The sequence below is a fragment of the Burkholderiales bacterium genome, assembly GCA_035560005.1.
Taxonomy (GTDB): domain Bacteria; phylum Pseudomonadota; class Gammaproteobacteria; order Burkholderiales; family Eutrophovitaceae; genus DASRFY01.
This window is the reverse complement of record DATMAN010000056.1, coordinates 1-18,522: the sequence shown is the minus strand read 5'-3', so window position 1 is coordinate 18,522 and position 18,522 is coordinate 1. Positions and strand designations below refer to the sequence as shown.

The window sequence follows — 18,522 nt, the reverse complement described above, 5'->3', positions numbered from 1 at the left end:
CAAACCCAGTTCACGAAGTCTTCTCCATGCTCATCATTCCAGCCATTGACTTGAAGGACGGCCACTGCGTGAGGCTCAAGCAGGGATCGATGGCCGATGCCACGGTGTTCTCTGAAGATCCCGGAGCGATGGCCCGGCACTGGATCGTGCAGGGCGCGCGCCGGCTGCACCTCGTGGATCTGAACGGCGCATTCGCGGGCAAGCCCAGAAACGAAGAAGCGGTGAAGGCGGTGGTGAAGGCGGTGGGAGACGAGATACCGATCCAGCTCGGCGGCGGTATCCGCGACCTGGATACGGTGGAGCGCTACCTCGACGACGGTATTTCCTACATCATCATCGGAACGGCGGCCGTGAAGACGCCCGGCTTCCTGCACGACGCCTGTTACGCATTCCCGGGGCACATCATCGTCGCGCTCGACGCCAGGGACGGCAAGGTGGCCGTCGACGGCTGGTCCAAGATGACCGGTCACGACGTCGTGGATCTGGCCAAGAAGTTCCAGGACTACGGAGTCGAGGCGGTGATCTACACCGACATCGGTCGCGATGGCATGATGACCGGAATCAACATCGCCGCGACGTTGGAGCTTGCGCGGGCCCTCAACGTGCCGGTCATCGCGAGCGGGGGGATCAGGTCCTTGAACGACATCCGCATGCTCTGTGAGATCGAAGCCGAAGGGGTCACCGCGGCCATTGCCGGCCGGGCGCTCTACGAGGGCACGCTGAGCTTCGCGGAAGCCCAGAAGCTGGCCGACAAGATGGCCGAAAAGTCCTGACCGTTCCCCGGTCCGTCCTGCGCCAATCGTCCTCGCCCTTGCCGTGCGCTTCGAACGCGCCTTCGATCTTCAACCGTTTCGCCGCTGCGCCATGCGATGGGTCTAGCCAAGCGCATCATTCCCTGCCTCGACGTGACCGACGGACGGGTCGTGAAGGGTGTCAGGTTCGTGGAGCTGCGCGATGCCGGCGATCCGGTCGAGATCGCACGGCGCTATGACGAGCAGGGTGCGGACGAGATCACCTTCCTGGACATCTCCGCGAGCGCCGAGCATCGGGCGCTGATCCCGGGGATCGTCGAGCAGGTTGCCGCTCAGGTATTCATTCCTCTCACCGTGGGTGGGGGGGTGCGGGAAGTGGGCGACGTGCGCCGGCTGCTCAACGCCGGCGCCGACAAGGTGAGCATCAACACGGCGGCCGTCCGGAACCCCGGGCTGGTGGAAGAGGCCGCAGGCCGATTCGGTTCGCAGTGCATCGTCGTGGCCGTGGATGCCCGGCGCGTTCCGGGCAGCGCGCCGCTGCGCTGGGAAGTGTTCACCCATGGCGGGCGCAGGCCGACCGGCATCGACGCCATCGACTGGGGCCGGCGGATGCAGGCAGCGGGGGCGGGAGAGATCCTGCTCACCAGCATGGATCGCGACGGGACACGGCAGGGGTTCGATCTGGAGCTCACCCGCGCGTTCTGCGACACGCTGGACATCCCCGTGATCGCGAGCGGAGGCGTGGGAAGCCTCGAGCACTTGCTCGAAGGTATCCGCGTGGGCGGAGCGGACGCCGTCCTCGCGGCGAGCGTGTTTCACTACGGTGAGCTCACGGTGGGGCAGGCCAAGCGCTTTCTCGCCGCCCACGACATCGAGGTACGGCTGTGAGCGAAAGCTGGCTGGACGAAGTTGCGTGGGACGCAGACGGCCTGGTGCCGGCGATCGCGCAGGACGCCGTCAGCGGGAAGGTGCTCATGATGGCGTGGATGAACCGTCAGGCGCTGAGCGAGACGGTGCGCACAGGCCAGGCGGTATACTGGTCGCGCGCGCGCGCGCGCCTTTGGCGCAAGGGCGAGGAGTCGGGGCACGTTCAGCACGTGTCGGAAGTACGCCTGGACTGCGATGGCGACGTTGTGCTGTTGCAGGTGCGGCAAGGCGGAGGAATCGCCTGCCACACCGGTCGCGAGCGATGTTTCTTTCGCAAGTTGCAGGACGGGTGCTGGATCGCCACCGAAGCGCCGCTGAAAGATCCAGGCCAAATCTACAAGCGAAAATGATCGACACCGACATCCTCCGCCGGCTCGCGCAGACGATCGCGAGCCGGCGCAACTCCGATCCGCGCACTTCCTACGTTGCGAGCCTGTTCGCGAAGGGCCAGGACGCAATCCTGAAGAAGGTGGGAGAGGAGTCGGTGGAGACCCTGCTCGCCGCGAAGGACGGTGATAAACTGCATCTGGTCCGCGAGACGGCGGATCTTTGGTTTCACTGCCTCGTGATGCTGGCATGGCACGGTCTCGGCCCGGACGACGTTCTCGCCGAGTTGCGGCGCAGGGAAGGCATCTCGGGAGTCGACGAGAAGCGGGACCGGACCGACGGTTAGACGCGAGGGGAACCAGGCTGCGCAGCCGCGGTAGCGGCGGGATCACCGACAAGTGAGCGCTCAGGACTGCATCTTCTGCAAGATCGTGCGAGGGGAGATCCCGAGCAAGAAGGTGTACGAGGACGAGGAGATCCTCGGCTTTCACGACATTCACCCAGTGGCGCCCGTGCATTTCATGCTCGTTCCCAAGGAGCACATCGCTTCCCTGGCGCACGTCGAAGAGCGCCATCAGTCCGTTCTCGGCAAGATCCTGCTGATGGCGCCGCGCCTGGCGCGGGAACAAGGTTCCCCGGATGGCTTTCGAACCATCATCAACACCGGGAGGATCGGCAGGCAGGACGTTTTACACCTTCACGTGCATATAATCGGCGGCAAGGATCCACTGCCCGGCATGATTCAAAAGGTAAAGTGACCGAATAGTTTTCAGGAGCAATCGAAATGGGTTCGTTCAGCATCTGGCATTGGTTGATCGTTCTTCTGGTCGTGGTACTGATTTTCGGGACCAAGAAGCTCGCCAACATCGGCAGCGACTTGGGCAAGGCGGTGCGCGGATTCAAGGAAGGCATGAAGACCGACGAAGACGCGAAAGTGACCGCCAAACTGGAGAACGGCGGCGTCGGACAGACCATCGAGGGCGAAATCAAGGAAAAGACCAAGGGTTGAGCCCGGTCGCGGCCCATGCCTCTTGGGTGCGTCGATGTTCGACATCGGCTTTTCCGAGATTTTTCTCATCGCCGTCGTTGCGCTTGTCGTCATAGGTCCCGAGCGGCTGCCGCGCGTGGCGCGCACGCTGGGGCACCTTTTCGGTCGGCTGCAGCGTTACGTGGCCGAAGTCAAGGCCGACATCAATCGGGAGATCGAGCTCGACGAACTGCGCAAGCTGCAGTCCACCATGCAGGAAGCGGCGCGCGAGATCGAGCAGAGCGTTTCGAATCAGGTCCAGTACGTAGAGAACGAGGTCAAGCAGGCCGAGAGCGAGGCGAGGCAGGCGGTGGAATCCGCGGTGGCCCCGCTGAGCGGAATCGATCTTGCCTCCGGCCTGCAGACGCCGGAGCCCGCAGCGCAGGCCGATAAACCCCAGGACGAGACCCCTCAGCTGGAGCTGGGTTTCGATTCCCGTTCCAGGGCCGAAACCGCGCCGAAGTAGGCGCGCTTCGCCCGCGGTCCATTCAAGCGTCGCGCAAATCCGTCAGTAGCAAGCGATGAGCGAGCCCGACACCTTCATGTCTCACCTCATCGAGCTGAGGGACAGGCTCCTGCGCTGCATCGTCGCCCTTCTGGTGGTTTTCATCGCGCTTTTCCCGTGGGCGAGCGAGATCTATGCGCTGGTGGCGAAACCGATGCTCGCCGCGCTGCCCAACAGCGGGCAGATGATCGCCACCGGCGTGGTCACGACGTTCTTCGTGCCGGTCAAGGTGACGATGCTCGCGGCGCTGCTGATCGCGCTGCCTTTCGTGCTGTATCAGATATGGGCCTTCGTCGCGCCGGGTCTGTATCAGCATGAAAAGCGTCTCGTCGCCCCGCTGGTGATTTCGAGCACGATTCTGTTTTTCTGCGGGATGGCATTCGCCTATTTTGTCGTATTCCCCATCGTGTTCACCTTCCTGGCGAAATTCGCCCCCGCGGGCGTGTCCTACATGCCTGACATCCAGGCCTACCTGGATTTCGTGTTGACGACTTTCGTGGCCTTCGGCATCACTTTCGAAGTGCCGATCGCGGTCGTGGTGCTGGTGCGGGCCGGCGTGGTTTCGGTCTCGAAGCTGAGGGAAATTCGCCCTTACGTGATTGTCGGGGCCTTCGTGATCGCCGCGATCTTCACTCCACCCGACGTGATCTCGCAGCTTTTGCTGGCGGTTCCGTTGTGCGCGCTGTACGAGATGGGAATTGTGGTCGCGACCTGGGTCGCGCGCCCGCAGCGGGCGGCGCAATCCGATTCGGCCTGAGCCTTATTCCAGCGCCGCGCGAGCGGCCGGGCGTGGCCGTTTGCCGACGTTGACCTTGACCTGAAGTTCCTTGCGGTCGCGCAGGATGCTGAGCATGGCCGACTTGCCCGGTTCCAGTGCGGCGATCAGATTGAGCATCGTCGCGGAATCGGTCACCTTCTGGTTTTCCACCTGCAGCAGAATGTCGCCGGGGCGGATGCCCGCGCGATCAGCCGGACCGCCGCGCAGCACGCCGGCGATGAGCGTGCCTTGCGTGTCCGGGAGGCGGAAGGAGTCGGCCAGTTCCGGAGTAAGATCCTGCACCTCCACGCCGATCCAGCCGCGTGTCACCGTGCCGGTGCGCACGATCTCCTCCATGACCTTGCGCGCCAGGTCGGCGGGAATGGCGAACCCGATGCCCAGAGATCCGCCGGTGCGTGAGTAGATCGCGCTGTTGATGCCGACCAGGTTGCCGGATGCATCGACCAGCGCGCCGCCCGAATTGCCGGGGTTGATTGCGGCGTCGGTCTGGATGAAGTTCTCGAACGTGCTGATGCCGAGATGGCTGCGGCCCAGTGCGCTGACAATGCCCATGGTGACGGTCTGACCCACGCCGAAGGGATTGCCGATCGCGAGCACGACGTCGCCGACGGACAGTGCCTGCAGGTTGCCGAACGTGATCGAAGGCACCGATCCGGAGATCTCCGCCTTCAGGACGGCGAGATCGGTTTCCGGGTCGGTGCCCACCACGCGTGCGCGCGCCTTTCGTCCGTCGGCCAGGGCGATTTCGATTTCGTCAGCCGCTTCGATCACGTGGTGGTTGGTCAGGATGTAGCCTTCCGGGCCCACGATCACGCCCGACCCGAGGCTGGAACTCTGGCGGGTCTCGTCGTCGAACGAGTCGCCGAAGAAGCGGCGAAACAGCGGATCGTCCATGAACGGTTGCCGCGGCACCTTGACTTCCTTGGTGGTGAAGACGTTCACCACCGCCGGCATCGCCTTGCGGGCTGCGACACGCAGTGAACCGGCATGCGCGCCCGCGCGCGCCTCGTCGGCTGTTTCGCGGATCGTCAGCACGGCACCGTTGCGACCGCCCCATGTCACCAGGTCGGGACGCAGGGTTGCCACCACAAACAGAACCGCCAGGCTGATCGTGACCGCCTGCGAAAACAATGACCACAGCTTGCGCATTGGCGCTGCTTGCTCGTCTAGGAAATCAGGAAGGAACCGCGGCTGGCGACGGGCTTTGAGATGCGAAGCGCATTATTCACCAAAGCGCGATCGGGTAGAAGCGCGGGCCCGCATGGCTGGCACGCCGAGCCTCGCGCGCACGCCGCCGGCACGCGGATTTTGCTTAGGAATCCGCGTGTTGTCGAAGATGGGCAGGTTTGACAAGGCAAGCGGCGTTCCTCTAGAATGCGCGCCTTTCGCTAACGGCCCCGGCTTGCGCTGTCCATGAAAACCTACTCGGCCAAACCGCACGAAGTGCGTCGCGACTGGTTCGTGATCGACGCGACCGATAAAGTGCTCGGGCGGCTCGCGGTAGAGATCGCGAGGCGCCTGCGCGGCAAGCACAAGCCGGTGTTCACGCCTCACGTCGATACCGGCGACTACATCGTCGTGGTGAACGCGGACAAGATCCGGGTCACCGGCCGCAAGGCTCAGGCCAAGACCTATGTTCGCCACAGCGGATATCCCGGGAGTCTTGCACGGACGAGTTTCGAAAAGCTGCAGGCTCGCTTTCCGGAACGCGTGCTCGAGCTGGCGGTGAAGGGCATGCTGCCGAAGGGTCCTCTCGGATACGCCATGCTGAAGAAGCTCAAGATCTACGCGGGCCCCGAGCATCCGCACGTCGCCCAGCAGCCACAGTCTCTGAACGTGTGAGGAACAAATAAGCCGATGGCGGTAGCAGCCCAACCCAACTACGGAACCGGCCGGCGCAAGACTGCGGTGGCGCGTGTACGCATCAGACCGGGCAGCGGGAAGATCCTGGTCAACGACAAGCCCGTCGACGAGTTCTTTTCCCGTGAGACCGGGCGCATGCTGGTACGGCAGCCCCTGGAGGTGACCAACCTGCAGACGGCTTTCGACATCTTCGTGAACGTTCGCGGAGGCGGTGAGTCCGGCCAGGCGGGCGCGGTGCGCCACGGCATCGCACGGGCGCTGATCGAGTACGATGCCTCGCTCAAGCCCGCGTTGCGACAGGCGGGTCTGGTGACCCGCGATGCCCGGGAGGTCGAGCGCAAGAAGGTGGGTCTGCACAAGGCTCGCCGCCGCAAGCAATACTCGAAGCGTTGATTCGCTTCCAGCCGCGAGAAAGCCGCCTGCGGGCGGCTTTTTTGTTTGCACGGCGGCAAGTTACAGCATTATCATCGCTGTCGCTCATAAGTGTTTGGCTCAATGATCAAAGTCGGAATCGTCGGCGGGACGGGCTACACGGGCGCGGAACTGCTGCGGATCCTCGCGCAGCACCCGAAGGCTTCGCTGGAGGTCATCACTTCGCGCAGAGAAAAAGGAGTTGGGGTCGCCGAACTCTTCCCCAGTCTGCGCAAGCGACTGGATCTGCGATTTTCGGACGCGGACGATCCCCGCCTGGCGCAATGCCACCTCGTGTTCTTTTCCACGCCACACGGGGTAGCGATGGAGCAGGCGCCGGCTTTGCTCGAGGCCGGGGTGCGGATCATCGACCTGGCCGCCGATTTCCGTCTGAAGGACGCTGCGGCATTCGAGCGCTGGTACAAGATGCCGCACGCCTGCCCGCAGCTGCTGGCCGAAGCGGTGTACGGCCTTCCGGAGGTTCACCGGGAAGCGATTCGGCGTGCGCGCATCGTCGCCAATCCCGGTTGCTACCCGACTGCGGTGCAACTCGGATTCCTGCCGCTTCTGGAAGCCGGCGCCGTGGATGCCGAGCACCTGATCGCCGATGCCAAATCCGGGGTGAGCGGAGCCGGGCGCAAGGCGGAGGTTCACATTCTGTTTTCCGAAGCCTCCGACAACTTCAAGGCCTATGGCGTGACGGGACACCGGCATCATCCCGAGATCGAGCAGGGGCTGGCGGCGTTCGCGGGTCGCGGGGTGCGCGTGACTTTCGTCCCGCATCTGACACCTCTCATCCGCGGCATTCACGCCACACTTTATGCGCGACTCACCCGGGACCTCGATGTGCAGGCGCTGTTCGAGAAGCGCTACGCGGCCGAGCCGTTCGTCGACGTCATGCCGGCAGGCAGCCATCCCGACACGCGCTCGGTGCGGGGCGCGAACCATTGCCGGCTGGCGATCCATCGTCCTGGAAACGGCGACACGGTCGTGGTCCTTTCGGTGATCGACAACCTCGTCAAGGGAGCGGCGGGTCAGGCCGTGCAGAACATGAACCTCATGTTCGGTCTGCCCGAGACCCTCGGGCTCGAGCAGGTCGCGCTGTTGCCATGACGACGATCCGGAAATTGAAGAGGAAATTCGGCATCTCCGCGCCTCGGGTGGCGGTCCAGTCCCAGGTTGCCTGGTACTGGAGGTGGCTCGCCATCGCCGCTGCGGTCGGGCTCGTGGTCGCAATCGCTCTGCTGGCCTATGACCTTGGCCGGCGCAACGCCGGATTCGACCGCAGTGCAGCGCAGCGCGAGCAGGCACGCTTGCAGGAGCTGAACGGCGACCTAGAAGAGGAGAACAACTCGCTGCGGCGGCAGATCGCGGCTATCGATCGTCAATTGCAGATCGAGCTTTCCACCCAGGGCAATCTGTCGGGGCAGATCCAGGTGCTCTCGGAGGAGAACGCGCTGCTGAAGGAAGATCTCGCGTTCTTTCAAACGCTGATGGCTTCTGGCGGAGAACCCGGAGGAATCACGATCAATCGTTTCCGGGTCCAGCCGGATGCGCTGCCCGGCGAGTACCGATACCGCCTGCTGATCGTGCAGTCGAGGCAGCGCGTGCGGGAGTTCCGGGGAAGGCTGCAATTCGTGGTGGACATGGAAGAAGGCGGCAAGCCCACCGTGGTCACGATTCCCGCCGAGAACGACAACACGCAGGTCTATAATCTTTCGTTCAAGTTCTATCAGCGTGTGGACGGCACGTTCATGCTGCCGCCTTCCGCCGTCGTCAAACGAGTACAGGTGCGCGTGTTGGAAAACGGCAACCCGACACCGCTGTCGACACAGTCCGTCACTTTGTCTTGAGGAGGCGCTGATGTTCGGAAACAAACCCTCTAAGCCGCAGAATCGGATCGACAGTCTGATCGGGGCCGGCACGGTAGTGGAAGGCAACATCGCGTTCACCGGTGGGCTGAGAGTCGACGGCCGCGTGCGCGGCAGCGTGCTCACGGCCGATGATCAGCCGAGTACCTTGGTTTTGAGCGAAAAGGCCCAAATTGAAGGAGAAATCCGGGTCTCGCATGCCGTGATCAACGGCACCGTGATCGGGCCCGTCTACGGGGCCGAGTACGTGGAGTTGCAGCCGAAGTCGAACGTGACCGGAGACGTGCATTACCGGACGATCGAAATCCAGTTGGGTGCGGTCGTCCAGGGACGGCTGGTCCACCAGGACGACGAGCGTGCAGGAAAAGTCGTGTCGCTGAAAGGGTCTGGCAGCGATTGACCCATACCCTCGGGATTCCGATAATCGGATACAGGGCATCAGGAGCAAGCGATGAATGCAGTAGGCGAAATGCCGGCACCGCTGATCTTCACCGACAGCGCCGCGCGCAAGGTCAAGGAACTGATCGACGAGGAAGGCAACGCCAACCTCAAGTTGCGCGTGTTCGTCACCGGCGGCGGCTGCGCCGGATTCCAGTACGGGTTTACCTTTGACGAGGCCGTCAACGACGATGACGCCACGATGGAGAAGAACGGCGTCACGCTGCTGATCGACCCGATGAGCTACCAGTATCTGGTCGGCGCGGAGATCGATTACCAAGAAGGAATCGAGGGCGCTCAGTTCGTCATCAGGAATCCGAACGCTACGACGACCTGCGGCTGCGGCTCGTCCTTCTCCGCCTAGAAGAGCGAGTTGCGCCGGCCCAGCAAGAGGCCCGCGCCCCCTGTCTTGTCATGTTCAGGCGCGATGGATCGCGCCGAGCACCCGGGGTGCTCTCGCCCCCGTGACGGACGGAAGATTGCCTGGTGCGCCCTCCAGAGCGCGCCGGGCGAGCCAGGCAAAGGCACATGCCTCCACCCAGTCCGGCGCGATCCCCAGCATTTCTGTCGTATCCACCACCACGCCGGGCATGGCGCGCCGGAGCGACTCCATCAGCGCGCTGTTGTGGACACCGCCTCCGCAAGCGTAGATCTCGGCCGCGCCGCGGCAATGCTCCGTCACCGCCGCCGCAATGGTCGCGGCGGTGAGTTCGAGCAACGTCGCCTGAACGTCCTGCGGTTTCTCGCCGCCGCTCAGATGGCTCTCCAGCCAGCGCAGGTTGAACTCGTCGCGTCCGGTGCTCTTGGGGGGCGTATGCGCGAAGTAGCCATGCGCCAGCAGCCGGCGTAACAGGTCCGGCAGCACGCGCCCGGCGCGTGCCCAGCGTCCGTCCTCGTCATGCGGGAGCCCCAGATGCTTCTCGCTCCAGGCATCGAGCAGCACGTTTCCCGGTCCGGTGTCGAAACCGCGCACCGCGTCATTACCGGGCAAGTCGGTCAGATTGGCGATGCCGCCGATGTTGACGATGACCCGATGCGTCCGGGGACTGGAGAACATGGCCGCGTGGAAAGCGGGGACGAGCGGCGCTCCTTGCCCGCCAGCGGCAATGTCGCGGCTGCGGAAATCGCAAACCACCGTGATACCGGTCAGCTCCGCGAGCAACGCGCCATTGACGAGCTGCAGCGTGTAGCCCAGGTCCGGGCGATGGCGCACCGTCTGGCCGTGACATCCGATGGCCCGCACCTCCGAAGCTTGTCTGCGTGCATCCTTCAGGGCGCTCAGAGCTGAGCTGGCGTACAAGCGGGACAACTCGTTCGAGACCAGCGCAGCCTCGTGCAATTCATTGGCCGAAGCGGCCTGCAAGGCCAGAATGCGTGCGCGCAGTTCCGGAGCGAATGGCTGGTAGTGCCGCCCGCATAGCTTGGGCACAGTCGCGGACAAGTCCAGCGCGACGGCGTCGACGCCGTCCGCGCTGGTCCCGGACATGATGCCCAGAAACAGTTGCCCGGAGGCGTCCAGTCCAGGCATCGGGCTCGCCTAGTCGAGCTGCGCGAGATTGGTGTTGCGCAGGATATCGAGGCGTGCGAAGAGCGGCTGGGAAGCCCCGGCGAAAGCGGAGCGCGAAGCTTCGGTGATCGGTGGACCGGGCGGCAGTGCAAGGCGCATGGGATTGACCTGTCCGCCGTTGACCAGAAATTCGTAGTGCAGGTGCGGGCCGGTTGCCAGTCCGGTCTGTCCGACGTAGCCGATCACCTCTCCCTGCGCCACCCGTGTGCCGCGGTGAATGCCGTGCGCAAAGCCCGACAGATGTCCGTAGACGGTGGCGTAACCGTTGGTGTGACGGATTCTGATCACCTTTCCGTAGCCGCTCTGCCAGCCGGCCGCGAGCACCACGCCGTCCGCGGTAGCGCGCACGCGCGTGCCGGTCGGCGCCGCGTAATCGACACCGCGATGCGCCCGCCAGGTCTTCAGGACGGGATGAAACCGGGCGCTGGTAAAGCCGGAGGTGACGCGCGAGAATTCCAACGGAGAGCGCAGGAAGCTCTTGCGCACGTTGCGCCCATCCGGCGTGTAATAGCCTGCGCGGCCCGAGTCGTCGCGGAAGTAGACGGCGCGATGCACGCGGTCGGCGTTGATGAACTCGGCTGCGAGCACGCGGCCCACGCCGACGAACTCGCCATCGGCGTAATTGGCCTCGTAGATCACCGAGAAGCGATCACCCTTGCGCAGGTCGCGGTGGAAGTCGATATCGCTGGAGAAGATATCGGCCAGCTGTAGGGCGACGTTCTCGTGCAGGCCGGCCGCATCGGTGGCGGCGAAGAGCGACGTGCTGATCTCTCCCGAGCTGTGCGCGATGCGCGCCTCCTGAGGAGGCGCTTCCTCGGTCACGCGAAGGCCGGACTCCGTGCGTTCCAGCAGCAGCCGCATGCCATCGGCATTGAGGTAGGTAAAGCGCTCGAGCCGCCCGTCCGCGGTGGTCACGGCGCGCACCGCGCGGCCGGGCACGAGCTGGTAGAGCGACCGGACGTCGCGCGCTTGCAACAGGAAGGCGAGCGCCTCCGTGTCGTCGATCGCTAGCCGGGAGAAGATCGTCGCCACTGTATCCCCGCCGCGAACCCGCTCCTCTCTCCAGTAACGTTGCTCGGCCTGCGGCGGGGCGGTGGCGGTCGCAGGCAGCGCGACCTCTTCGACGACCTGACGGATATCGACTCGCTCGGGCACCGTGTCCGGCGCGATACCGAACGCCGCGACCACACCGAAGAAGGGCATCGCGGCAAGAACAAGCGGCCATTTGACGCTGCTGCGGGAGGCTTGAACCGGACCCTTTTGAGCTAGAATCTTTTCTTTCTTCAAGTACATGCGCAGGCCTTATTATTGCCGGGCGCGAGCTTAGCAGAATCGCCCGGACCGCGAAACCGGCAATGCAAGGCTCATTCCCGCCGGGCAGGCATCGGATCGTGCAAGGCGCGAGCGAACGTCAATCCGGATCCATGGACATCGAACAACAACTGAACGTCATCAAGAGGGGCGCGGACGAGCTGCTTGTCGAAGCGGAACTCGTCGAAAGATTGCGAAGCGGACGGCCATTGCGCGTCAAGGCGGGATTCGATCCCACAGCGCCGGACTTGCACCTCGGTCACACGGTGCTGATCAACAAGCTGCGTCAGATCCAGGACCTCGGGCACCATGTCATCTTTCTGATCGGGGACTTCACGGGCATGATCGGTGATCCGACCGGAAAGAATTCGACGCGCCCGCCGCTCACCCGGGAACAGGTGGCCGAGAACGCCCTGACCTATCAGGCGCAGGTGTTCAAGATTCTCGATCCGCAGAGGACCGAGATCGCGTTCAATTCGACCTGGATGGACAAGTTCAGCGCAGCCGACATGGTCCGGCTCGCCGCGTCCTACACGGTCGCTCGCATGCTCGAGCGCGACGACTTCGGCAAGCGCTACAGGAGCGGCCAGCCGATCGCGATCCACGAGTTCCTCTATCCCCTGGTGCAGGGTTACGACTCCGTCGCCCTGCGAGCCGATCTCGAGCTGGGCGGTACGGATCAGAAATTCAATCTGCTGGTCGGACGCGAGCTGCAGAAACATTACGGCCAGCCCGCCCAGTGCATTCTCACGATGCCGCTGCTCGAGGGGCTGGACGGCGTGAACAAGATGTCCAAGTCGCTTGGCAACTACGTCGGGATCAACGAGAGCCCAGAGCAGATTTTCGGCAAGCTGATGTCGATTTCCGACGAGCTGATGTGGCGCTATATCGAACTGCTCTCGTTCGAGTCGCCCGGAACCATCTCGAGCTGGAAGCACGCGGTCGCCTCCGGGGCCAATCCCCGCGACATCAAGGTCCGGTTTGCTCAGGAAATCGTCGCACGTTTTCACGACAAGGCCGCCGCGCAGCGGGCGCTGGAAGACTTCGAGGCCCGCTTCAAGCAGGGAGAGGTTCCCGACGAGATGCCCGAGTTCACGCTGCAGACCGGTGCGTCCCCTGCGGCGCTTGTGCAGATCCTGAAGCAGGTCGGGTTGACCTCCAGCACGTCCGAGTCGATGCGGATGATCGAACAGGGCGGGGTGCGAGTGAACGGCGGCAAGGTGAGCGACAAGGGGCTTGCGCTGGGTCGGGGCACGTACGTGCTGCAAGTCGGCAAGCGCAGGTTCGCCCGGGTAATCGTGGGTTGAGCCGCGCGGGCTCAGCTTGCCGACGACTGCTTTTCCAGGATTTTCAGCCAGAAAACGCTTGACCCCCCGGGTTCGAGCCGTATAATGCGCGGCTTTGCCGGAAACGGCAGTCGCTCTTTAACAATCTGAACAGCCGAAGCGTGTGGGTGCTTTGGGGTGCTTTGAGTGGAAGCGCGGGGGAATTGCGCCTGCCTGGTGCGAAGGGATTTGGGCTTGAGGGGCCGAGAGAGGTGGCCTGGGGGCCTGGATCTTGGCGCTGGGTGACTTGAAGTTTGACGAAGTGCTCATGCGTTTTTTGAAGGATCCTTGGTGGATTCTTTGAGAGTGAACGTTTGGGCGGCCCGAGCAATCGGGCAGCAGCAGTGATTGAACTGAAGAGTTTGATCCTGGCTCAGATTGAACGCTGGCGGCATGCCTTACACATGCAAGTCGAACGGCAGCACGGGGGCAACCCTGGTGGCGAGTGGCGAACGGGTGAGCAATGCATCGGAACGTACCCAGTCGTGGGGGACAACCCCGAGAAATCGGGGCTAATACCGCATACGACCTGCGGGTGAAAGCGGGGGACCTGATGAGGGCCTCGCGCGATTGGAGCGGCCGATGCCGGATTAGCTAGTTGGTGGGGTAAGAGCCTACCAAGGCGACGATCCGTAGCGGGTCTGAGAGGACGGCCCGCCACACTGGAACTGAGACACGGTCCAGACTCCTACGGGAGGCAGCAGTGGGGAATTTTGGACAATGGGGGCAACCCTGATCCAGCCATGCCGCGTGCGGGAAGAAGGCCTTCGGGTTGTAAACCGCTTTCGGCCGGGACGAAATCGCTTTCCTGAACAAGGGGGGTGGATGACGGTACCGGAAGAAGAAGCACCGGCTAACTACGTGCCAGCAGCCGCGGTAATACGTAGGGTGCGAGCGTTAATCGGAATTACTGGGCGTAAAGCGTGCGCAGGCGGCCCTCTAAGACAGGTGTGAAATCCCCGGGCTTAACCTGGGAATGGCGCTTGTGACTGGGGGGCTTGGAGTGCGGAAGAGGGAGCTGGAATTCCTGGTGTAGCAGTGAAATGCGTAGAGATCAGGAGGAACACCGATGGCGAAGGCAGGCTCCTGGGCCAGCACTGACGCTCAGGCACGAAAGCGTGGGGAGCAAACAGGATTAGATACCCTGGTAGTCCACGCCCTAAACGATGTCGACTAGTTGTTGGGGAAGGAGACTTCCTTAGTAACGCAGCTAACGCGTGAAGTCGACCGCCTGGGGAGTACGGCCGCAAGGTTAAAACTCAAAGGAATTGACGGGGACCCGCACAAGCGGTGGATGATGTGGATTAATTCGATGCAACGCGAAGAACCTTACCTACCCTTGACATGTGCGGAACCTCCCGGAGACGGGGGGGTGCCCGAAAGGGAGCCGCAACACAGGTGCTGCATGGCTGTCGTCAGCTCGTGTCGTGAGATGTTGGGTTAAGTCCCGCAACGAGCGCAACCCTTGCCATTAGTTGCCACACTTTGCGGTGGGCACTCTAATGGGACTGCCGGTGACAAACCGGAGGAAGGTGGGGATGACGTCAAGTCCTCATGGCCCTTATGGGTAGGGCCTCACACGTCATACAATGGCGCGTACAGAGGGTTGCCAACCGGTGACGGGGAGCCAATCCCTGCAAAGCGCGTCGTAGTCCGGATTGGAGTCTGCAACTCGACTCCATGAAGTCGGAATCGCTAGTAATCGCGGATCAGCATGCCGCGGTGAATACGTTCCCGGGTCTTGTACACACCGCCCGTCACACCATGGGAGTGGGGTTCACCAGAAGCCGTCAGCCTAACCCGCGAGGGGGGGCGATGACCACGGTGAGCTTCATGACTGGGGTGAAGTCGTAACAAGGTAGCCGTATCGGAAGGTGCGGCTGGATCACCTCCTTTCTAGAGAAGCGCAATGCCTGCAGCGCTGCCGCGCCAAGGCGCGCTCCAGACGCACCCACACGCTTTGGCTGTTGTGCGCACCGGCAATCGGGCAAAGCGCGCGCGGCTTTGCCGCGCCTGCTTTCAGTCTGATGCCTGAGGTGCCGGGTCTGTAGCTCAGCGGGTCAGAGCACACGCTTGATAAGCGTGGGGTCGGTGGTTCAAGTCCACCCAGACCCACCAACTGACGGGGCTATAGCTCAGCGGGGAGAGCGCCTGCTTTGCAAGCAGGAGGTCACCGGTTCGATCCCGGTTAGCTCCACCAGTCAGAAGCCAGAGGACGCAAGGCAGAAGGAGGGGGCCTCTCGAGGGCGCAAGCAGCGCGCGCAGGACTGGCGCGAGTGCAAAGTGCGCGTGCGCGGGCCTTTGCGCTGACTGCGCAGCCGGGGCCTGTCCTTCAGTCTTCGGTCCCCTGTCCTCTGGGCGGGCTGTTCTTTAACAATGTGGAAGAAGTCAATCCGATTGCCCTGCAAATGTGGGGGTGATCGGAACTGGGTTTTGAAGATTGCATTGTGTAGTGAAGTGGTGCTCATCGACCCAAGGGGTTGATGAAGCGCCAGGGCAAGCAAGCGCTCATGAGAGTGCCTTGTGGTCGGGCCGCCCCTCCCCAAGGGGGGGTGTGTGCAAGGCTATAGGGTCAAGCGAGCAAGTGCATGTGGTGGATGCCTTGGCGATGACAGGCGAGGAAGGACGTGGCAGCCTGCGATAAGCCTCGGGGAGCTGGCAAACGAGCATTGATCCGGGGATGTCCGAATGGGGAAACCCACTCCGCAAGGGGTATCCGTTCCTGAATTCATAGGGGACGAGAGGCGAACCTGCCGAACTGAAACATCTCAGTAGGCAGAGGAAAGTAAATCAACCGAGATTCCGAAAGTAGTGGCGAGCGAAATCGGAGCAGCCTGTGCGATGTAGTCTGTGCTCTAGCAAAGCGGTCTGGAAAGGCCGGCCAGAGAGGGTGATAGCCCCGTATGCGAAAGGGTGCAGGTGGAACTAGGCGCACGAGAAGTAGGGCGGGACACGTGAAATCCTGTCCGAAGATGGGGGGACCATCCTCCAAGGCTAAATACTTGTCATCGACCGATAGTGAACCAGTACCGTGAGGGAAAGGCGAAAAGAACCCCGGGAGGGGAGTGAAACAGATCCTGAAACCGCATGCATACAAACAGTGGGAGCCCGACCACTCAATCGCTCTGGATGCATTACGTCTACGTTTTACAGGAGGTGGCCGAGGCGCGTTTTTACCTCGGATTTACCAGCGACTTAAGGCGCCGCCTTGAGGAGAGCACAACGCGGGCGGCAACACCTCAACCCGAGGGGGGCCGCTGGGCGTTGGGTGTATTACGAAGCGTATGCAAGCGAGAAAGCCGCCCGCGAGCGGGAGGCAAGACTGAAGCGCAACCGTTGCATGCAACAGTTGCTGATGGTGCGCCTTAAGTCGCATCTGGAGCAGAGCGATTGAGTGGTCGGGTGACCGCGTACCTTTTGTATAATGGGTCAGCGACTTACATTCGGCTGCGAGGCTAACCGTGTAGGGGAGCCGCAGGGAAACCGAGTCCGAACAGGGCGATTTAGTAGCCGGGTGTAGACCCGAAAGCGGATGATCTACTCATGGCCAGGTTGAAGCGGGGGTAACGCCTCGTGGAGGACCGAACCGACTACTGTTGAAAAAGTAGCGGATGAGCTGTGGGTAGGGGTGAAAGGCCAAACAAATCCGCAAATAGCTGGTTCTCTCCGAAAGCTATTTAGGTAGCGCCTCGTGGTGTGACACCTTTGGGGGTAGAGCACTGTTTTGGCTAGGGGGTCGGTAGCGATCTACCAAACCAAGGCAAACTCCGAATACCGAAGAGTGCGTCCACGGGAGGCAGTGCACCGGGTGCTAACGTCCGGACACGAGAGGGAAACAACCCAGACCGCCAGCTAAGGTCCCGAATCGATGGCTAAGTGGGAAACGAGGTGGGAAGGCTTAGACAGCCAGGAAGTTGGCTTAGAAGCAGCCATCCTTTAAAGAAAGCGTAATAGCTCACTGGTCGAGTCGTCCTGCGCGGAAGATGTAACGGGGCTGCAAGCCATCAACCGAAGCTGCGGATGCGTGCGTCTGATTTTGAGTCAGGCGCACGTGTGGTAGGAGAGCGTTCCGTAGGCCTGTGAAGGCGGCTGGAGACGGCCGCTGGAGGTATCGGAAGTGCGAATGCTGACATGAGTAGCGATAAAGGGGGTGAAAGGCCCCCTCGCCGTAAGCCCAAGGTTTCCTGCGCAACGTTCATCGGCGCAGGGTGAGTCGGTCCCTAAGGTGAGGGCGAAAGCCGTAGCTGATGGGAATCTGGTTAATAGTCCAGAACCAGCGCGCGATTGCGATGGGGGGACGGAGAAGGTTAGGCCGGCCGGGTGTTGGACGTCCCGGTGAAGTGTGTAGGCGGGGCCCTTAGGCAAATCCGGGGGCTTGACGCCAAGGCACGGGACCAGCGAAGCCGCGAGGCTTTGCGAAGCGGTTGATACCCTGCTCCCAGGAAAAGCCTCTAAGCATTCCAAAGTCGCGTGCTGACCGTACCGGAATCGGACACACGTGGGCGGGAAGAAAATTCTCAGGCGCTTGAGAGAACTCAGCAGAAGGAACTCGGCAAATTGACACCGTAACTTCGGAAGAAGGTGTGCCCTGCTAGGTTGTAGGCCCTTGCGGTCGAAGGCCGAAGGGGTTGCAGAGAATCGGTGGCTGCGACTGTTTAATAAAAACACAGCACTCTGCCAACGCGGTTGAGCGGACGTATAGGGTGTGACGCCTGCCCGGTGCCGGAAGGTTAAGTGATGGGGTGAGAGCTCCGGATCGAAGCCCCGGTAAACGGCGGCCGTAACTATAACGGTCCTAAGGTAGCGAAATTCCTTGTCGGGTAAGTTCCGACCTGCACGAATGGCGTAACGATGGCCACACTGTCTCCTGCTGAGACTCAGCGAAGTTGAAGTGGTTGTGATGATGCAATCTACCCGCGGCTAGACGGAAAGACCCCGTGCACCTTTACTGTAGCTTTGCATTGGACTGTGATGGAATCTGTGTAGGATAGCTGGGAGGCGAAGAAGTGGGGGCGCCAGCCCTCATGGAGCCGTCGTTGAAATACCAGCCTGGTTTTATTGCGGTTCTAACCCGGGTCTGTGAACCAGATCGGGGACCGTGCATGGTAGGCAGTTTGACTGGGGCGGTCTCCTCCCAAAGGGTAACGGAGGAGCTCGAAGGTACGCTTGGCGCGGTCGGCAATCGCGCTGTGAAGTGCATTGGCAAAAGCGTGCTTGACTGCGAGACCGACGGGTCGAGCAGGTGCGAAAGCAGGACAAAGTGATCCGGTGGTTCTGAATGGAAGGGCCATCGCTCAACGGATAAAAGGTACGCCGGGGATAACAGGCTGATGCCTCCCAAGAGTTCATATCGACGGGGGCGTTTGGCACCTCGATGTCGGCTCATCACATCCTGGGGCTGTAGCCGGTCCCAAGGGTAT

General features: G+C 62.3%; 18 protein-coding genes, 2 tRNA genes and 2 rRNA genes. 19 read left to right on the top strand and 3 right to left on the bottom strand.

Annotated features, from left to right (window positions below):
- The first annotated feature begins 26 nt into the window (after positions 1-26).
- From hisA to tatC, 8 genes are all read left to right on the top strand, one after another.
- On the top strand, positions 27-773 hold the full coding sequence (gene hisA, locus VNM24_08155) for a 1-(5-phosphoribosyl)-5-[(5-phosphoribosylamino)methylideneamino]imidazole-4-carboxamide isomerase (protein ID HWQ38566.1): 747 nt from the start codon (positions 27-29) through the stop codon (positions 771-773).
- 96 nt (positions 774-869) lie between these two features.
- A complete protein-coding gene (hisF, locus tag VNM24_08150) occupies positions 870-1,640 on the top strand; it encodes an imidazole glycerol phosphate synthase subunit HisF (protein ID HWQ38565.1) in 771 nt (256 codons plus the stop codon).
- Complete coding sequence (gene hisI / locus VNM24_08145; protein ID HWQ38564.1) at positions 1,637-2,029, top strand: phosphoribosyl-AMP cyclohydrolase; 393 nt, start codon at positions 1,637-1,639, stop codon at positions 2,027-2,029. Before hisF ends, hisI begins: the two co-directional genes overlap by 4 nt.
- Positions 2,026-2,352, top strand: a complete 327-nt coding sequence (locus VNM24_08140; protein ID HWQ38563.1) for a phosphoribosyl-ATP diphosphatase — start codon at positions 2,026-2,028, stop codon at positions 2,350-2,352. Before hisI ends, VNM24_08140 begins: the two co-directional genes overlap by 4 nt.
- Positions 2,353-2,404: 52 nt before the next feature.
- Positions 2,405-2,764 (top strand): histidine triad nucleotide-binding protein, encoded by a 360-nt coding sequence (locus VNM24_08135; GenBank protein ID HWQ38562.1) that lies wholly within the window; start codon positions 2,405-2,407, stop codon positions 2,762-2,764.
- 26 nt (positions 2,765-2,790) lie between these two features.
- Entirely contained in the window at positions 2,791-3,015 is a 225-nt protein-coding gene (gene tatA / locus VNM24_08130; GenBank protein HWQ38561.1) for a Sec-independent protein translocase subunit TatA, read from the top strand.
- Positions 3,016-3,049: 34 nt separating this feature from the next.
- A complete protein-coding gene (tatB, locus tag VNM24_08125; protein ID HWQ38560.1) occupies positions 3,050-3,499 on the top strand; it encodes a Sec-independent protein translocase protein TatB in 450 nt (149 codons plus the stop codon).
- Positions 3,500-3,554: 55 nt separating this feature from the next.
- The gene (tatC, locus tag VNM24_08120; GenBank protein HWQ38559.1) at positions 3,555-4,295 is read left to right on the top strand and encodes a twin-arginine translocase subunit TatC; all 741 of its coding nucleotides are present in this window, start codon (positions 3,555-3,557) and stop codon (positions 4,293-4,295) included.
- A gap of 3 nt (positions 4,296-4,298) precedes the next feature.
- On the opposite strand, the gene VNM24_08115 is transcribed toward tatC, so the two are convergent.
- On the bottom strand, positions 4,299-5,465 hold the full coding sequence (locus VNM24_08115) for a Do family serine endopeptidase (protein ID HWQ38558.1): 1,167 nt from the start codon (positions 5,463-5,465) through the stop codon (positions 4,299-4,301).
- A gap of 264 nt (positions 5,466-5,729) precedes the next feature.
- Here VNM24_08115 and rplM point away from each other — a divergent pair, with 264 nt between their 5' ends.
- The 6 genes from rplM (at position 5,730) to erpA (ending at position 9,263) form a co-directional block, all read left to right on the top strand.
- The gene (gene rplM, locus VNM24_08110; GenBank protein HWQ38557.1) at positions 5,730-6,158 is read left to right on the top strand and encodes a 50S ribosomal protein L13; all 429 of its coding nucleotides are present in this window, start codon (positions 5,730-5,732) and stop codon (positions 6,156-6,158) included.
- 15 nt (positions 6,159-6,173) lie between these two features.
- Entirely contained in the window at positions 6,174-6,572 is a 399-nt protein-coding gene (gene rpsI, locus VNM24_08105; protein ID HWQ38556.1) for a 30S ribosomal protein S9, read from the top strand.
- Positions 6,573-6,674: 102 nt separating this feature from the next.
- Positions 6,675-7,703, top strand: a complete 1,029-nt coding sequence (gene argC / locus VNM24_08100; GenBank protein ID HWQ38555.1) for an N-acetyl-gamma-glutamyl-phosphate reductase — start codon at positions 6,675-6,677, stop codon at positions 7,701-7,703.
- 14 nt (positions 7,704-7,717) lie between these two features.
- On the top strand, positions 7,718-8,443 hold the full coding sequence (locus VNM24_08095; protein HWQ38554.1) for a DUF6776 family protein: 726 nt from the start codon (positions 7,718-7,720) through the stop codon (positions 8,441-8,443).
- Between the two features lie 10 nt (positions 8,444-8,453).
- Positions 8,454-8,861, top strand: coding sequence for a polymer-forming cytoskeletal protein (locus VNM24_08090; protein HWQ38553.1), 408 nt, complete (start codon positions 8,454-8,456; stop codon positions 8,859-8,861).
- Positions 8,862-8,912: 51 nt separating this feature from the next.
- Entirely contained in the window at positions 8,913-9,263 is a 351-nt protein-coding gene (erpA, locus tag VNM24_08085) for an iron-sulfur cluster insertion protein ErpA (protein ID HWQ38552.1), read from the top strand.
- A gap of 54 nt (positions 9,264-9,317) precedes the next feature.
- Here the strand turns inward: erpA and VNM24_08080 are convergent, their stop codons facing one another.
- On the bottom strand, positions 9,318-10,427 hold the full coding sequence (locus VNM24_08080; protein ID HWQ38551.1) for an anhydro-N-acetylmuramic acid kinase: 1,110 nt from the start codon (positions 10,425-10,427) through the stop codon (positions 9,318-9,320).
- A 9-nt stretch (positions 10,428-10,436) separates the two neighbouring features.
- Entirely contained in the window at positions 10,437-11,669 is a 1,233-nt protein-coding gene (locus VNM24_08075) for a M23 family metallopeptidase (GenBank protein HWQ38550.1), read from the bottom strand.
- A 221-nt stretch (positions 11,670-11,890) separates the two neighbouring features.
- On the opposite strand from VNM24_08075, the gene tyrS reads away from it, so the two are divergent.
- The 5 genes from tyrS to VNM24_08050 all read left to right on the top strand — a co-directional run.
- Positions 11,891-13,084: a tyrosine--tRNA ligase gene (gene tyrS / locus VNM24_08070; protein HWQ38549.1), complete on the top strand. Its 1,194-nt coding sequence runs from the start codon at positions 11,891-11,893 to the stop codon at positions 13,082-13,084.
- 368 nt (positions 13,085-13,452) lie between these two features.
- Positions 13,453-14,998 (top strand): 16S ribosomal RNA (locus tag VNM24_08065).
- Positions 14,999-15,143: 145 nt separating this feature from the next.
- Positions 15,144-15,220 (top strand) — tRNA-Ile (locus VNM24_08060).
- A gap of 6 nt (positions 15,221-15,226) precedes the next feature.
- Positions 15,227-15,302 (top strand) — tRNA-Ala (locus VNM24_08055).
- 370 nt (positions 15,303-15,672) lie between these two features.
- Positions 15,673-18,522, top strand: a 23S ribosomal RNA gene (locus VNM24_08050); the annotation flags it as partial.

What these genes read in the sequence shown, in the direction of transcription:
- rplM (HWQ38557.1), top strand. Translation starts at nt 5,730, where the DNA reads ATGAAAACCTACTCGGCCAAACCGCACGAAGTGCGTCGCGACTGGTTC.
- VNM24_08140 (HWQ38563.1), top strand. Translation starts at nt 2,026, where the DNA reads ATGATCGACACCGACATCCTCCGCCGGCTCGCGCAGACGATCGCGAGC.
- erpA (HWQ38552.1), top strand. Translation starts at nt 8,913, where the DNA reads ATGAATGCAGTAGGCGAAATGCCGGCACCGCTGATCTTCACCGACAGC.
- VNM24_08115 (HWQ38558.1), bottom strand. Translation starts at nt 5,465, where the DNA reads ATGCGCAAGCTGTGGTCATTGTTTTCGCAGGCGGTCACGATCAGCCTG.
- VNM24_08075 (HWQ38550.1), bottom strand. Translation starts at nt 11,669, where the DNA reads ATGCCCTTCTTCGGTGTGGTCGCGGCGTTCGGTATCGCGCCGGACACG.
- argC (HWQ38555.1), top strand. Translation starts at nt 6,675, where the DNA reads ATGATCAAAGTCGGAATCGTCGGCGGGACGGGCTACACGGGCGCGGAA.
- hisF (HWQ38565.1), top strand. Translation starts at nt 870, where the DNA reads ATGGGTCTAGCCAAGCGCATCATTCCCTGCCTCGACGTGACCGACGGA.
- tatB (HWQ38560.1), top strand. Translation starts at nt 3,050, where the DNA reads ATGTTCGACATCGGCTTTTCCGAGATTTTTCTCATCGCCGTCGTTGCG.
- hisA (HWQ38566.1), top strand. Translation starts at nt 27, where the DNA reads ATGCTCATCATTCCAGCCATTGACTTGAAGGACGGCCACTGCGTGAGG.
- tatA (HWQ38561.1), top strand. Translation starts at nt 2,791, where the DNA reads ATGGGTTCGTTCAGCATCTGGCATTGGTTGATCGTTCTTCTGGTCGTG.
- VNM24_08080 (HWQ38551.1), bottom strand. Translation starts at nt 10,427, where the DNA reads ATGCCTGGACTGGACGCCTCCGGGCAACTGTTTCTGGGCATCATGTCC.
- tatC (HWQ38559.1), top strand. Translation starts at nt 3,555, where the DNA reads ATGAGCGAGCCCGACACCTTCATGTCTCACCTCATCGAGCTGAGGGAC.
- VNM24_08090 (HWQ38553.1), top strand. Translation starts at nt 8,454, where the DNA reads ATGTTCGGAAACAAACCCTCTAAGCCGCAGAATCGGATCGACAGTCTG.
- rpsI (HWQ38556.1), top strand. Translation starts at nt 6,174, where the DNA reads ATGGCGGTAGCAGCCCAACCCAACTACGGAACCGGCCGGCGCAAGACT.
- tyrS (HWQ38549.1), top strand. Translation starts at nt 11,891, where the DNA reads ATGGACATCGAACAACAACTGAACGTCATCAAGAGGGGCGCGGACGAG.